The 16,283-nt window shown below is 51.1% G+C and carries 8 protein-coding genes; 4 read left to right on the top strand and 4 right to left on the bottom strand.

Going from position 1 to position 16,283, the window contains the following annotated elements:
• The 3 genes from ABWH99_RS01580 to ABWH99_RS01570 all read right to left on the bottom strand — a co-directional run bounded on the left by ABWH99_RS01580 (position 1) and on the right by ABWH99_RS01570 (position 2,284).
• Positions 1 to 1,083: an IS1634 family transposase gene (locus ABWH99_RS01580; protein WP_375584565.1), complete on the bottom strand. Its 1,083-nt coding sequence runs from the start codon at positions 1,081 to 1,083 to the stop codon at positions 1 to 3.
• 61 nt (positions 1,084 to 1,144) lie between these two features.
• Complete coding sequence (locus tag ABWH99_RS01575; protein ID WP_375584564.1) at positions 1,145 to 1,615, bottom strand: hypothetical protein; 471 nt, start codon at positions 1,613 to 1,615, stop codon at positions 1,145 to 1,147.
• A 90-nt stretch (positions 1,616 to 1,705) separates the two neighbouring features.
• Positions 1,706 to 2,284 (bottom strand): Crp/Fnr family transcriptional regulator, encoded by a 579-nt coding sequence (locus ABWH99_RS01570; protein ID WP_375584563.1) that lies wholly within the window; start codon positions 2,282 to 2,284, stop codon positions 1,706 to 1,708.
• Between the two features lie 830 nt (positions 2,285 to 3,114).
• Between ABWH99_RS01570 and ABWH99_RS01565 the strand changes: the two genes are divergently transcribed.
• Positions 3,115 to 3,948 (top strand): polysaccharide deacetylase family protein, encoded by an 834-nt coding sequence (locus ABWH99_RS01565; RefSeq protein WP_375584562.1) that lies wholly within the window; start codon positions 3,115 to 3,117, stop codon positions 3,946 to 3,948.
• Between the two features lie 108 nt (positions 3,949 to 4,056).
• Positions 4,057 to 4,821 carry an SDR family NAD(P)-dependent oxidoreductase gene (locus ABWH99_RS01560; protein ID WP_375584561.1) on the top strand — a complete coding sequence of 255 codons (765 nt, stop codon included), beginning with the start codon at positions 4,057 to 4,059 and terminating at the stop codon, positions 4,819 to 4,821.
• Positions 4,822 to 4,839: 18 nt separating this feature from the next.
• Here ABWH99_RS01560 and ABWH99_RS01555 read toward each other — a convergent pair whose 3' ends face one another.
• Positions 4,840 to 5,685: an ion transporter gene (locus ABWH99_RS01555; RefSeq protein ID WP_375584560.1), complete on the bottom strand. Its 846-nt coding sequence runs from the start codon at positions 5,683 to 5,685 to the stop codon at positions 4,840 to 4,842.
• Positions 5,686 to 6,287: 602 nt separating this feature from the next.
• Here ABWH99_RS01555 and ABWH99_RS01550 point away from each other — a divergent pair.
• Positions 6,288 to 15,182, top strand: a complete 8,895-nt coding sequence (locus ABWH99_RS01550) for an amino acid adenylation domain-containing protein (protein ID WP_375584559.1) — start codon at positions 6,288 to 6,290, stop codon at positions 15,180 to 15,182.
• Positions 15,183 to 15,218: 36 nt separating this feature from the next.
• Positions 15,219 to 16,235: a hypothetical protein gene (locus tag ABWH99_RS01545; RefSeq protein ID WP_375584558.1), complete on the top strand. Its 1,017-nt coding sequence runs from the start codon at positions 15,219 to 15,221 to the stop codon at positions 16,233 to 16,235.
• Positions 16,236 to 16,283 lie beyond the last annotated feature (48 nt).

The following is a 16,283-nucleotide window of genomic DNA, read 5'->3' as shown; positions in this document are numbered from 1 at the left end:
CTAAGGTATTTGTTGTACCCTCGGTTGTTGATGTGTTGCTTGCTGATCTCTTCCGGTTTTTACTTTCGATTCCAGTCTTTTCAGCCCCTTTTCCCGGTTTTTTTCATCCTTTTTAGCCCTTCCTGCTGAATAGCTGACAATCAACCTCCCGTTTTTTGATTTTATTTCTTGTGGCCTGCCTTCGGCTACCTGAAGGGCAATTACTTGCTGTTTTATGACTTCCGTCTCATTTTTCACTCTTCCTCCCAGTATGTATTGGTAACCATGTTCTTGCAAAGCATCAATATTGGCTTGGGATAACAGGGCCGCATCTGCAACTACTATGGGTGTGGCGATATCAAACTTCTTTTGAAAGTTCTGGAGTACAGGTATTAAAGTTTTTGTCTCCGATGTGTTCCCCTCAAAGATTTGATAGCCGATGGGATAGCCATTGTTACTGACCAAAAGTCCGATCATGATCTGGGGATGCTGATGCTTGCCGTCCTTGTTGAAACCCGGAATCCGGTAATCATCGGGCTCTGAGGCCTCAAAGTAAAGGGTAGTCATGTCATAAAAGACGACTCCGATACGACCATCCAAAAGCTTTTTGGTGTAGTTAAAAGTTGTTTTCTCGATAATAGGTTTCAGACTTTGATCCACCTGGTCAAGAAAACGATAAATAGAATAGACACTGACATCTACTTTTAGATGTTTCTTAAAGTACTCAACGGTCTTTAGCTTGCTTCCAGGATAAACCAACCGACACAAAACGAGATTTTTAAAATAATCGAGTGACCCGCCCTGCGGGAAGCCTATTTTTTGGTATATCCTGCCTAAAACAAGTTCTGCTCCAACCTTCTGCAAATGGTCGTTTGAGAGGCTTTCTACAAAACTTTCTACTACCAGATCATCATGTTCAACAAACAGCGCAGAAACACCTTTCAAACGTTCAATTTCATTGTTAGCAAGCAATAAAAGCAGTTCTTCTTCCCTCTTGGTGTGGGCAATGCCCACCGTTTTGATCAATTTGTTTTTCCGCTTAACCTTTCGGACAATCTGAATGCTTACCGAACCACTTCTATTCTTGTTCTTTCTAACAAACATAGGCTAAAAATAGCCCCGCATGACCCAAAATTCAAATCTAAAAATCGTAAATAACTGAAAATCAATAGATATAAAAAAGAGCGATCACGTCGCGCACAAAACAGGAGCCGAATAGGCTCAGGTCGTTTTTGCCGTTGAGAAAGTAAGAAGCGATAGTGACAGCAAGAAAGGTCCGGGATGCGTACACATGCTGGGGGCCGACAACGGGCGAAAAACCAACGGCATCGTTGTTTTCCACCCCTGCCATCAGGCCAAAACCCTTTTTAAACGTATAATTGACCTGCACGGGAATGGTCAGGGAGTTTTGCTGCCTATCGTTTCGGTAATTCGCAGCAAAGGTTGCGATGCTCAGCAAGCCAAACCGGCTCTGTTCGGTGAATTTCTTGATCACTTCCATTTGAAAAAAGAACCGGTCCTGTCCGAAAAGGACCTCTACCGGCAGGGGTGGCTTCGGCTTCTGTGCCCGGGCAGCAAGCGGTACGAGGGTAAGTAGGAGGCAGGCAAGCAGCAGGGCTGGGTATATTTTTTTCATGGTGCGTGTTTTTACGGCTGTGCATCACAAAGGTAGGCTACCCCGGTAGCCCAAACCTTGCCCTACCGCAAGGATTTGCTGCCAAAAACGTCATAGTTGGGATTTCAACCGACTCAGGGTATAGGGCGTCACGCCCAGGTAGGAGGCCACCATTTTGCTGGAAAGCCGGGTTAAAATGCCCGGATGCTGCTCCATTACCCACTTGAGCCGTTCCAGGGCGGGCAGGTGTAAAAAGTGATAGATCCGCTGCTGGGAAGTCACATAGGCCATTTCCAATAGGTGGCGGTAGGCTTTGTTTACCTGCGGCACGGTTTCTACCAATTGCAGGTAGTCGGTTTTCGATACCTGCAAAAGTTCGCAGGGTTCTGCGGCCTGTATGTACTCTCGGGAGGGTTTGCCTTCGATCAGGCTGGATAGTGCCGTCGCAAATTTGCCCTCGAAGGCAAAATAGCGGGTGGCGATTTCGCCGGCGGAATTGATCGAATAAAACCGCAAGCAGCCTTTGACCACGAAAAAGTTACATTGACAAATCTCCCCTTCTCGCAAAAGAACCTCGTTACGCTTTACTTTTTTGGGGGTAAAAAATCGGGAAAAGCGAGCGAATTCTTCCTTTGTTAACGGGGATTTTTGGTGAAAATACCTGAATAGGCTATCGTGCGCGGCAGTCATTCAGCTAATGTAATCAAATACCCGCATTGTCAACTGCGAATCCCGGTAATTCTGCATGCTGGCTGTAGGGATTAACCGGCGCAGATGGCTCGGATATCCCTGCCGTTGAAAAGTTCAAAAAAAAGCCCCGTCAAATGAACCATCGCTTTGTGATAACATAAAAATAATCCCTTAAAAATAAAAATACTATAAAAAATAAGCTAAAACGTTGCCATAATTTTATTTTTCGAATCTATTTATTACCTTTGACATATCAATCAAAGACAAACGGTCTTGAGCGGTTGTACCAACCGAAAGTTTTGACACAATACTGTAGGATGATGAAACCCGCCTTCGGCAGGCGAGTAAAAAACGGCGACGCTTTTTCGTTTTCATCTTCATGCAAATTAAGATCACACACACTGTAGGGTGATGAAACTGGCAGACATGCCCTCCTGTCTCGGGGGTGGAGAGTCCGGCACAAAGCAAATAGCGAGCTCGTATTTTGCCTAACCGCTCCGTGGAGGTTCGAATCCTTCTCCTACATCAGGTTATTTTGGGTTTATTGTTAATTGACTAAAGCTATGAAACACTGTTTCATGGCTTTTTTTGTTTCCCCGCGATTGGTTCCGGTTCGAACTGCCGCAAGGGTCGATTGGGGACCGAAGGCGCAAAAAAGCCCGGGTCCAATCGAATCCCTCTCCGGGTACCTTACACGGTGAAGCCAAACCTATTTTTTTGATTCCGGTATGGGATTGCCGTTAGAAAAAAGCTATCTTTTGCATATGTCCCTGGCCGGGGGATTCCTCCGGTCGCGATGGGCTGGTGAACAAAAGGTAGTCGATGTAACGATGAATTTACCACAATCTTGGAAGAAAAGAGCAGGCAATTGCCCGCCAGGATGGGCGGCAGTACCCGGGATTTTCAGGGGGATTGGTTTGCTTTTGCTGCTGAACCTATCCGTTGCGCAAGCGCAAAACCAGTACGAATTTGGGGCCATTACCCGGGGCGATCGGCAGGAAAAGTCCCTGAGTCTGGTAGTTACCGGTCATGCCTATGCGGAAGGGGCTGAATGTATCCGGGAGACACTTCGTGCACAGCAGGTGCCGGCCTCTTTTTTCTTTACCGGGGATTTCTACAGAAACCCCGGGTTTGACGAAATCATCCGTGCCTTAAAAGCGGATGGCCACTACCTCGGCGCCCATTCCGACCAACACCTGTTGTACGCGAGTTGGGAAGACCGAAACGAACTGCTGCTTACCCGGGAGCAATTTGTCGCAGATTTGCGGGCCAATTACAAAGAAATGGAGCGGTTTGGGATTGCTCAGGAAGCAGCCCCTTTTTTCTTACCTCCCTACGAGTGGTACAACGATAGCATCGCAGATTGGACCCGTGCAATGGGCCTTCAACTCATTAATTTCACCAGGGGTACCCTGAGCCACGCCGACTACACCACGGAAGACATGCCGAATTTTCGGAGCAGCGAACAGATTTTCGAGAGCATCCGGGCCTGGGAATCTTCCCAGCCGGACGGGTTTAATGGCTTTATACTGCTGGTCCACGTAGGTGCCGGACCGGGGAGGGCCGATAAGTTTTTCCGTCGCTTGCCGGCACTCCTCACCCTCCTGCGCGAATGGGGGTATTCCTGGGTTTCCCTGGAGGAATTACTCGGTCCTGTTCCATGATATTTCTCATGTTTTTGCATGAGCCCGGTGGGGGGATTTCCCTGCCAAAGGCCGTAAATTTAGGCTAATAAAGCAATTCGAATACGTATGAACCCAAAATTAAACGTTATGAGGTTAACAAATAAAGTAGCATTGATCACCGGTGGCGCCGGAGGCATAGGATTGGCCACCGCAAAGCTTTTTTTGGCAGAAGGTGCCAACGGGGTCGCCATTGTAGACTTCAGCGATGAAAATCTGAAATCTGCGGAGAAGGTTCTGGGTACGGATAAGGCGATGTATATCCGGGCAGACGTCAGCAACGCCGGCGATGTGCAACAGTACACCAGGCAGGTAAAAGAAGCCTATGGAAAGATAGATGTCTTGTTTCTCAATGCGGGAGTGGAAGGCGTCGTCAAGCCCATGGAAGACTATCCGGAGGAGACCTTTGATCAGGTGATGGGCGTAAATGTGAAGGGGGTATGGCTGGGCATGAAGTATGCCTTTCCGATCATGAAGGCAGACGGTGGGGGATCGGTTATCATCACCTCCTCGGTCGCGGGCCTGCGAGGTACCGCCCAGGTAAGTGCCTATGTGGGCAGTAAACATGCCACGATCGGGTTGATGCGGGTAGGTGCCCTGGAGGGAGCGCCGGGTAATATACGGGTAAATTCCATTCACCCTTCTCCGGTGGATAACCGGATGATGCGTTCCCTGGAAGAAGGTTTTGCTCCCGGACAGGGCGATGCGGTAAAAGAAAATTTCACCAAGATGATTCCGCTGGGCCGGTACGCGAGCAACGAGGACATTGCCGATTTAGCCCTGTTTCTGGCATCCGAGCAGAGCAAATTTATCACCGGAGCCACCTATGTGGTAGACGGGGGTTTCACCGCCTAGCCGCCAAAATTTAAGCGATCAGGCCTGGGCAGCATCAAGCTTTGCACCGCATTTCCGGCAAAACAGGGCATCCTCGCTATGGCTTTGTGCGCCGCAGGCGGGACAGTGTTCGGCTGCTGCTTCCGGGCTTTTTGCCCGCTTGGTTTCGTCCAGCCTTGCTGCCGTCAATTCAGAGCTGACGATACCGGTGGGAACAGCGATGATGGCATAGCCCATCAGCATGATCAGGGCGGCGATGAATTGCCCAAGGTCGGTGACGGGAGCAATGTCTCCGTATCCCACGGTGGTCAGGGTGACAATGGCCCAGTACATGGAACGCGGGATCGAGGTAAACCCGCTTGCCGGCCCCTCCACAATGTACATGACCGAGCCCATGACCAGCACAATGGTCAGCACGGAGCCTACGAAAACCTTGATTTTCGCCTGGCTGTGCTTCAGTGCGGTGGTCAATAAGGTGGCTTCCCGTACGTACTTGGGGAGTTTCAATATCCGCAAAATGCGCAAAAAGCGCAACGCACGGATAACGGTCAGGTATTGGGTTTGAAAAAGTATCAGGCTTAGGTAGGTCGGCAGGATCGCCAGTAAGTCCACCAAACCGTAAAACCCAAAAATATACCCCCGCTTGTTGTTGCTGAGCCAGATACGGAAGCCGTATTCAATGGTAAATACCAGGGTAAAAAACCATTCAAGGCCGTACAAGAGGGAGCCATAGTTGGTGTGGATTTCTTCAACGGAGTCCAATACAACAATGCTGACACTCATCAAAATCAACACCAGCAGCACCAGATCGAAATATTTTGATGCCCGGTCATCGGATTCATACACGATGTGCGCCAGTCTTTCTTTGGAGGGAAAATCTATCATCGATTGTGGAAATTAATAAGGGTCAGTTGTAGCTTTCCGATCCTGTAAATTACGCATACTTTTTGTTTATAGAAATGCAGTCGCGGAGAAGGATATTTTTTTAGCGGCCCGAAGCCGCAACTCAAATCTTCTTAGAAGAGGTAAATTCAAAAAACTTTTTAATATATTTGCAGTTCAAACCCATAAAAACGACGTATAGAATAAAAAAATTGCTGATAATCTATTGGGTGCATTCATAGGTTGTTCTAACTTGTTTTGAGAAATTACCGGTAAAAAACCATCTTCTATCCCAATTACCCCAGATGGGGGGGAAATAATGAGGAGGATTGGTTTTTCCCAGAATGCAACCCGATAGGATGGAAGCGGTGCTTTAGACAGCGGAAACAAACGACGGCTGGCTGGTACAGGGAGGGTCGAAATAGTGAATGACCTTTTCGTTCTTTCGGGTTTTGGGGGGGAGATATTCGGTTGATTGAGAAGCAGTACGTAGGGCAGGTCGACCTGCTGCCCTATCAGTCGCCTGGAGGGAAACATAAAAAAGCCTGTCAAAGCACAGCCTACCGCTACCGAAGGCACGATAAAGGCAAGCAGAAAGAACTACAATGAATGGGGAACGGTTTTTGAATGAATTGACAGGCAAGTCCGTTGATAGGGGGCCAACAGTACTCGATTTATTTCGACGGCAGGTGACCGCCTATCCAGAAAAACCGGCAGTCAAGGAAGGTTCGAAAAGCTATACCTATGCAGAACTCGACCGATTGTCCGATCGAATTTGCCAATTCCTGCACCAATCGGGTTTTGAACACCAATTCCTCGTTCCGGTTATCATGGATCGGACGTATCGGTACCTGTCTACCATTCTCGGCATTGCCAAATCGGGGAAGGCCTTTGTACCCCTTCACCCGGAATGGCCGGAGCGCAGAATAGCGAAATTACTGGAAGAGCTGGATGCACCTCTCCTGATTACCGATGGAAATTTTCATGCCCGATCCAAGAACATCGCGGTGTTTCCATTTGCTGAAGCGGTGGAGACTGCCTCCGAAAACCCTCATCCTGTTGTCCCGGTTCATCCAGATACGCCTGCGTACATCCTGTATACTTCCGGTAGCACCGGATCACCCAAAGGCGTGCAGGTAAGCCACCGCCAGTTGTACGGTGCCACGCAAAACCGCATCCACCAGTATCCGGGTATCCCTCACTTATTGCTGATCCCTCCGCTGACCTTCGACGCCTCACTGGCGGCGATTTTCTGGCCCCTGTGTACCGGAGGCAGTCTGGTCATGAGCGCTACCGAATCCATTCGGGAGTCCGAAGAACTTCCTTCGCTACTCGCGGGAACCAATACGCTGCTTTGCGTGCCTTCCTACTACCGGTTTCTCCTGGAAGAAGGCGTTTTAGACGAGCAACAACAGCTGGAGCGGGTCATACTGGGCGGAGAAACGGTACCCAAATCCCTGGCCCTTGCCCATTTCCGGCAGGGCAGACAGGTGCGGCTGTACAACGAATACGGCCCCACCGAAGCCACGATATGGGCTACTGTGGAGGAAATCACGCCGGAGGCGGACCACATTGCCATTGGAAAGCCCTTGCCGGGAGTTAGCTGCTACGTGTTGGATCCCGAAACCGCTGAGCGACTGCCTGCGGGAGCGAGTGGAGAACTCGCAATTGGCGGAAGCCAGGTGGCCCAGGGCTATTGGAAGGATCCGGCCTTGACAGCCGCTCGGTTTCTCCCGGATCCTTTCAGTAAAAAGAGCGGAGCAAGGCTGTACGCGACAGGGGATCGCGTCCGGATGCTCCCGGATGGACGTTTTGTATTTGAAGGAAGGAATGACCGTCAGGTAAAGTTTCAGGGAAACCGCATCGATTTGGCAGAAATCGAACAGGTACTACTCGATTCGGGGAGGGTCAAAGAAGCCCTTGCCCTGATTGCTGAGCCCGGCGGGACAAATCCGCAACTCCTGCTTTTTATCGTACCGAAGGAAGGGCTGGATATAACCTCAGCCAGGCAATTGCTCCGACAGCGGCTGCCTGCCTACATGATTCCGGGGAAAATCGTATGCAGGGATCAATTTCCGCTGACGGAAAACGGCAAATTGGATCGGGATGCACTGTTGGGCGCACCGAGCGAGGCGAGGAAAACGGACAGGAATTCAGAAGAAGAGTGGCAGTATGTAGCAGAAGCAGTAGGAGAGGTACTTGGCGTACCGGCGCCGGACGCGTTTGCAAATTTTTTTGAAGCAGGCGGGAGTTCGCTGGCAGCGATGCGGCTGGTGGCTCGTTTGAACCAAAAATACAAGGTCGCACTGCGGGTTTCAGATGTATTTGACCATCCTACCATCGCCAAATTACATGAGTTCGTGCGGACAGGTCAGGCCGCCGAGCCTGCAATAGCTGCGGATGGCGGTTCCCCCCGGCACCCAAAAATGCAGGCACCAACGACCACTTTTTACCAACAGTCCCTGTGGCTGGTGGATCAATTGGAAGGATCCCTGGCGTATCACCTACAGGCGGCTTACCTCCTGACCGGAAAGCTGCACGTGCCAATGCTGGAGGCAGCCCTTCGGGCCATAGTAAAAAAACACAAAGCGCTCCGTACCTGCTTTCTGGGAATTGACCGGGTTCAACTGAAATCAGAAGCGGATTGGAAACTGAGCCTTCATCAAAGCTCGGAACAAGAGTTTTCCGAATCGCTGTTTCAAGCAGGCTTCACGACGTTTTTTCAGGAGCCCTTTGACCTGCGGGAGGACTTTATGGTGCGCGGTAGGTTGGTGTCCTACGGCAGTGACAGGCACGTTTTGGGTCTGGTTTTTCATCACATCGCATTCGACGATCGTTCCATGAAGATTTTTCTTCGGGAATTGTCAGAAAATTACCTTTCCCTGATGGAGGGGCGCCCGTTGAGCGCAGCCCCTGATTCAGCAGTGCTTCCGGTCCTTGCTCCAAGCCAGCACCATGCACCCGAGGATCCCGTGGCCAGGGCGTACTGGGAAAAAGCGCTGGCGGGATGGGAAACGCTGCAATTACCAAAGGATTACCCGCAAGTAGCTGCCGCACCACGTCGGGCAGGCATCCTGCGGTTTTCGCTGGATCGGGAAGAAATTGAGCCGATTAGGACACTTGCAAAAGAAAATCAGGCCAGCTTGTACATGACGTTTCTGGCTTTGTTTAAGGTCTTGCTTTACCGGTATACCCATCAGGTCGATCTCTGTGTGGGTAGCCCGGTCCTTGACCGAAATTTTCCAGGGTCCGAAGAGCAGATCGGCTACTTTATCAACCCCCTTCCGCTACGGTCGCGGATCCGGCCGGAGGATACCTTCGAACAGTTCTTGCAAGCCATCAAAAAGGGAGTGAGGGATGCATTGGCCCATGCTCATTTTCCCTTTATAAAATTGGTAGAAAGGTTCTCCTCGGGACACCAACAGGGGAAACCGTTTTTCAACACGCTTTTCGTGATGCACGAGGGAAGTGCGGCTGCAAAGAACCTGTACTTACCTGAGGTGGGGGTCCGGTCGCTGCAGGTGGATCCAATAGCTGCTACGTACGACCTTACCTTCAGCCTGGCAGGTGAGGCCTCCGGTCTGCAGGGGAGCATTGAGTACGATGCCGGGCAGTTTCGTCCGGATACCATCGCGCGCATGTTGCACCATTTCCGGTACCTGTTGCAAAATGTATCTCGGGAGCGTGCCTATCGGGTCAGGAAAATGAGCTTGCTTTCTTCCCGGGAGATTGATGCGCTTTCCGGTCGGGAACAGCTCCCTACCCCTCCGGAGCACCGCAGTTTTTTGGACCGTTTTGGGGAACAAGTGGCGAGGATGGGGCCTGCCACGGCCTTGCTGGCAGCCGGGGAACAAGTAGATTTTTACGGCCTGGATCAGCGTGCCAACCGGTTGGCCGATTGGTTGATACTGGAGGGCGTCCGGGAAGGCGATAACCTGGTCCTTTTGGCGGAGCGGGGAATAGACATGGTTGCGGCCATAGTAGGAATATGGCGGGCCGGTGCCGCATACGTGCCGGTGGACCCGGCCTACCCCAGGGAGCGAATTGCCTATATCATCGCTGATTGCGGCGCCTCTCACTTGCTGGTGGACGAGGCATCGATTGGCCTGCTTGACTCAAACCATCCAGGAAAAATTCTTCGTTTGCAAGAGGGATTGAAACCAAGCTCCCGCATCGTATCGGAGAGGCCGGTTTTGTCCCCGGATCAGCGCGCTTACCTGATTTATACCTCCGGGTCAACAGGAAAACCCAAGGGGGTATGCCTGACTCAGGCGAATCTGGCGGCATTTCTGGATTGGTGTGGCAAAGAATTTACCTCGGAAAGCTACCGGCTGATGTATGCGGTTACTTCCGTCTGCTTTGATTTGTCAGTGTTTGAGCTGTTTTTCCCACTGGCCTATGGGAAGCCTGTCCGAATCCTCCAAAATGGGCTAGAGATTCCAGAATACCTGCCAAAGGATGAAGGCGTGTTGATCAATACGGTACCCAGCCTGGTGCAGAAGTTGCTCGAAGAAAAAGTGGATCTATCACAGGTGGCCTTGCTAAACATGGCCGGTGAGCCCATACCGGAGCAGCTGGCGAGTGCATTGGACCTGGATAGGCTTGCTGTCAGAAACCTGTACGGTCCTACCGAGGATACGACCTATTCCACCTGCGAGCGCCTGCTTCCTGGCCGGACGGTATCCATTGGCCGACCCATCTCGGGTACGTATGTTTACATTCTGAATGCCGATTTGATGCCTTGCCCGGTCGGGGTACCTGGAGAAATATACCTGGGAGGAAGCGGATTGGCCGGGGGCTATTGGCAACGACCCGGGTTGACTGCGGAAAAATTCATCCCAGATCCTCTGGCGAAGGGAGAAGGGAAGCTTGTGTACAAAACGGGAGATCGTGGAGTCTGGCGGGCGGATGGGAAGATTGATTTCCTGGGTCGGCTGGATAATCAGGTCAAGGTGAACGGCTACCGAATCGAACTGGATGAAATAGCGTCCAGTCTGCGTACCATTCCGGGCGTAGCAAATGCGGCAGTGGTGCTGCAAAAGCGCGGAACACGCGAGGAAAAGGTCTTGGCTGGTTTTTTTACCGCGGATCGCCCCCTGGATACCGGGAGCGTCATGGAAGCGTTGGAACGGGAGTTGCCGCGTTACATGCTCCCCGCCACCCTGTCGCAACTGCATCGATTTCCATTGACTCCGAATGGGAAAATTGACCGCAAGCAGCTGGAGCAAATGGCTACTGATGTCCCGGAGCAGGGAGGATTTATCCCGCCGGCATCCGTGCTGGAAAGCAATCTTCTCGATATCTGGCGAAGTGTGTTGCCGTCGAAGGAGTCGGGTGTTCGGGATAATTTCTTTTTGTCGGGAGGAAATTCGCTTCTGGCTCTCCGGCTACTCGGACGAATCAAGGAATCGCTCGGGCTGGAGATCAGTGTGCGGGAGTTGTTTGCCCATCCGACGGTTTCGGCCATGGCCGATCTACTTAGCAACAAAGAACAAAAGGACGCCTCTCAGGTCCGGATCCTTCCCCGCAGGCCACGGCCAGATAAAATCCCACTGTCTTTTGGACAGGAAAGCCTTTGGCTGACCGACAAATTGGAAGGCTCCAGCCAGTACCATATTCCGGTACTCTTAAAACTCACGGGGGAAACCCGTTCAGGGGTATTGCAGGAAGCCATCAGAAGCATTCTGGAGCGCCACGAGGTATTGCGAACAGTAATCAAAGAACGGGGAGAGGAAGCTTCTCAACAGGTACTTCCGGTTTTGGGCTGGGAGCTGGAGGAGGCTTTCAGTATATCGGGAGCACCCTATGCCGGCTGGCCGGATCGGGACATGATCGAGTTTTTGGAACGGCCGTTCGATTTGGGAAAAGACTTTATGATCCGTGCCAAAAAATATCCACTGCATCCGGATGCCTGCTTGCTGTTGGTTGTGGTTCACCACATTTCTTTTGACGGATGGTCCATTCCTGTCTTTCTTAACGAGCTGTTTGCCTTGGTAAAGGCCGAAAAAACAGGGGAAAGCCTGTTATTGCCTCATCTGAAAATCCAATACGCCGACTACGCCCTCTGGCAGCGAAACCGCCTGAGCGACGCGGCACTGGAGGGAAAGCTGCGGTATTGGAAAGAAAAGCTCCGCGGCATTCGCCCATTGAATTTTCATGAGGAGGGAGATTTTTCCCAGAGGAAATCCCACGAAGGTGCGATCCACGATATCCCCCTGGGGCCGGCCCATAAAAACCGTCTGCAGGACATGGCAAAGCAACTCGGAATGTCGCCTTTTATGATTTTGCTTGCCGGATTTAAGGCGCTGTTGGAGCGAAACAGTGGACAACAGGACCTCTGCGTGGGCACGGCCATGGGGGGAAGAAATCAGACGGAAACCGAACCATTGATCGGGTACTTTGTCAACCCGCTGCCCATCCGTAGTTACCTGAACCCGAATGATTCGTTTCAGGAAATCTTGCTGGAGGTAAAGAAAAATGTCCTGGAAGCATTCGAGCACCAGGAAGTTCCCTTTGAAAAAATAGTAGCAGCCACTGCCCAGCACCGGCAATTCGGAGTCAATCCGCTTTTTCAGGTCATGTTTGTGATGGAGTACGCCGATGAGGTTCGGAATACCGCACCGGGATTGTCCATGGAAGTACAAACCATCCCACAAACCACGGCTAAGTTTGATCTGACGTTTTTGGTACAGGAGAGTAACGCCGGTATTCGGATCAGGATGGAGTATTCCAGAGAAATTTTTGATGGCAAGCGGATTGAGAACCTGGCATCTCAGTACCTTCAGATATTGGAATCGGGAATGTCCAACCCTACTCAAAAACTTTCTCAGATGGTACAGGATCCGTCTTGCAGGGGAATCGGGAAGGTGGAAACATCCAACGGAATAAGGCAGCAGTTCGTACCGATTCAACGGATGATAACAAGGGCCGCAATCCGCAACGGAAAAAGAACGGCTGTGTTCTTCGGAACTCAGGAACTGACATTCGACGATCTAAACGCACAGGCCAACCGTTTGGCGGCGCATTTGTTGGCGCAGGGAGTAACGAAGGGGAAGGTGGTGGGAATTGTCCTACCCAGATCTCCCGAGTTCGTGGTCGCTATCCTGGGCATCCTTAAGGCAGGTGCTGCATACCTGCCGTTAGACCCCGAGCTACCCGCTCAGCGCATTGGATTCATGCTGGATGATTCCCGTTCATTTTTCCTTACCCGGGCTGGGGAGAAGCAGCTCAGCACGATGCACGCCAAAAAGATGCTCTGGGAGGAATTTTTAACCAAGGCATCCAACTATCCCAACCTGGACCCGGAAGTCGATTCCCTGCCCGAAGATCCCGCGTATGTTATTTACACCTCCGGTACGACCGGAAAACCGAAAGGCGTGGTCCTGGAGCACCTTAATTTATTTCACTTCGTGGGGGTGGTAACTGAAAAACCCGGAATTTCCGCGGAAGATCGGATATTGGCTGTGAGTTCGTTTTCCTTCGATATCGCCCTGCTGGAAACCCTCGTGTCCCTGGTATTTGGCGCCCAGATCGTCATCCTGGACCGGGAGCAGCGTAGGGAACCGAGGGTCATTTTGGAGGAAATTGAAAAACGTGCCATCACGGTGATGTTCGCTACCCCCTCACACTGGAAAATGATGTTGGAAGCCGGTTGGGACCGAAGGATTGAAGGGTTGCGACTGATCAGCGGGGGTGAGCCCCTGGAATCAGGCCTGGTCCAGCGATTGTTACCGCTTGGAGCCGAATTGTGGAACGTCTACGGTCCTACCGAGACGACGGTTTATGCCACCATCAAACGGGTGAGGGACGCAGAGCGGAACATTACCGTCGGCAAGCCGGTGACCAATACGGAAGTCCACATTGTGGACGGGAACGGAAATCCCCTTCCCAAGGGTAGAAAGGGTGAAGTGTGGATTGCAGGATACGGGGTAGGAACGGGTTATTTAAACCAGCCGGAGCTGAACCGCGAACGATTTGTAGAAAAACACCTAGAAGGCGGTCTCCCGTATCGTGTATACAAGACGGGAGATCTGGGCTGGATCAATGCGGCCAATGAGTTGGTGATCAGCGGTCGGATGGATCATCAGGTAAAAATTCGCGGGCATCGAATTGAATTAGCTGAGGTGGAAAGCGGCCTTCGTCAATTGGAAGGAGTCCGGGAGGGCGTCGTCCTGCTGCGAAGGGGCCCGCACGAACAAGACTTTCTTCAGGCGTTTTTGGTTCCAGTCGACAACGATGGGATGGAACATGGCGAATGGAAGTATCCCGGAGAAAACCAGATCAGACAGTGGAAACAACAACTGGGCAAACACCTCACAGAGGTGATGATCCCTACCCAATTCTTATGGGTCAAAGACTTTCCCTTATCCGAAAATGGGAAAGTAAATCGTTCCGCGCTGCCCGATCCCGGAAGTGGTACCGTCTCCTCTTCGGAGGCCTCAGAGGCGCTGAATCCGGAAGAGAAATTGGTAGCAGAAATATGGAAAAAGGCCCTGGGCCTGAATCGAATACACAAAACGGATAACTTTTTCGAAATAGGCGGGCATTCCCTGACCGCTGTAAAGGTGATGGTTCAATTGGAAAAGGTCTATGGGATTCGATTGCCACTTTCGGTGCTTTTTAAATACCCCACCGTCCAGTATCTATCTCGGGCCATTAAGAGCGGTGTGCTGGGGGACAGCGAATGGAAAAGCCTGGTAGCGATAAAGAACACCGGTTCGAAGCCTCCCTTGTACATAGTCCATGGCGGGGGATTGAATATTCTGCCGTTTTATGCAGTGGCCAGGGAAATGGATCGGGAGCAGCCCGTTTTTGGCATTCAAGCCAAGGGACTGGACGGGGTGGAGGAGCCCTTGCGGACGGTGGAAGCCATCGCTTCCCAGTACCTCTCAGAAGTATTGCAGCAAAATCCAAACGGACCGTATCTTTTGGCAGGATATTCGTTAGGAGGAATTATCGCTTACGAAATGGCCTCCCAGTTGAGAAAAATGGGAAAATCGGTGGAAAAGTTGGTGCTGTTTGACACGTATGCCTTTCAAAGCAATTATCGCAAGCCCTTCGTATTGCGCATCCTGGAAAGTCTGCGGTATTTTTTCGGCAAAAGGATATTTGATGTGGAGCTTCTTTTCCGGCATCCGTCAATCTTTCGCCGAATAAAAAAGGCTTCCTGGGAAAGGAAAGTCCGAAAGGTTCGCAAACTATTTCGGCCAGAGCAGGATAAGGCGGAAACCTCTTTGCTCAAAACCTACAAGCGCGTTGAATTCGTTTACAAAGAAGCATGCAAGGAGTACCAAATAAAGCGTTACGAAGGGCCTGTTGACCTGATCAAAGCCCGGATCGCTGCGAGCTATCTTCCGGATAAGGAAAACTTCGGCTGGAAACCCTACGTCAGGGAATTGCGGGTATGGGAGGCGGATGGGGAACACATTACGATGTTGTCTCCCCCAAACGACGCCTCTTTTGCAGGGCTATTGCAGCAGATATTGGATAAAAAAAAATGAAAAATAATCCCTATACAATCTATTAATTCAACTCAAATGAAAAAGCTACTGATTTACCCCCTATTTCTGCTGGCAGTACTAATGGCCTGTACCGTGGACGATCCGGATCCGATTCAAGAGCCGGAAGAACCGGAAGAGCCGGCGAACCCTATTGCCAGAGATCCCGATATTGTGGTACCTTTCGATGAAAATACGACGATCGTGTTCACCCCCCAGGAAGAAGCTGCCGAGCGACTGGGGACCTCGGACTCCTACACACAAGAGTTGAGTAAGTTTGACCTGATTTCCAGGACAAAAAACAAGGAGAGTGACGAAGAGGCGGACTACCTGACCTATGCTTCCCAACAGGCACAGGCCTGGACGGAAGAAGAAAAGGAAGTTTTGGAGGAACGCATCCTGGGAATCAAAGATAAAATTGATGCCCTGGGTCTGAAGCTGGAGTTTCCGGAGGAGATCCTCCTTGTCAAATCCACCATGGACGAAGAAGGTGGTGCGGTGAGCTACACCCGGGAAAACTACATCGTGGTCCGTGGCCTGGTCAACGAGAGCTTTCTGATTCACGAGTTGTTTCACATTCTGACGCGCTACAAACCCGAACGAAGAACGGATCTATTCGAGACGATTCATTTTACCGAAAGCAACCGAATTGTGTATCCGGAAGGGATTCGTGATTTTGTGATCACCAATCCGGATGCGCCTTTCTTGGAGCACACGATCACCTTGCAGATAGACGGGGAATCGGAAGAGGTAGTATTTGTACTCATTTCTGAAGAAGAATGGGACGGAGGCTCGTTTTTTACCTATCTGAAGCAACGCCTGATGTTTGTGGATGGGCCTGACGATGGCAAACAAGCCACCCTGGTAGATAACATGCCGGTGCTCAAAAACTTTGCTGCAGCAACCGATTTGAAACAGAAAATTGGAAACAACACGAATTACACCCTTCATCCGGAAGAGATACTGGCTGAACATTTTGTCATGCTGGTGCAAGGGCAGGAAGTACCCGAACCATCCTACATTGAGGCGATGAAAGTGGTCTTGCAGCAAGAATAGTAGAACGGCATGGACGCGGTTTGACGGAAAAAGCCCCTGAGTATTCGT

Origin of the sequence: Cyclobacterium xiamenense, assembly GCF_042140265.1 — a bacterium.
GTDB classification, from domain to species: Bacteria; Bacteroidota; Bacteroidia; order Cytophagales; family Cyclobacteriaceae; genus Cyclobacterium; species Cyclobacterium xiamenense_A.
The sequence above is the reverse complement of the archived record's forward strand: the minus strand, read 5'-3'. Positions and strand labels throughout refer to the sequence as shown.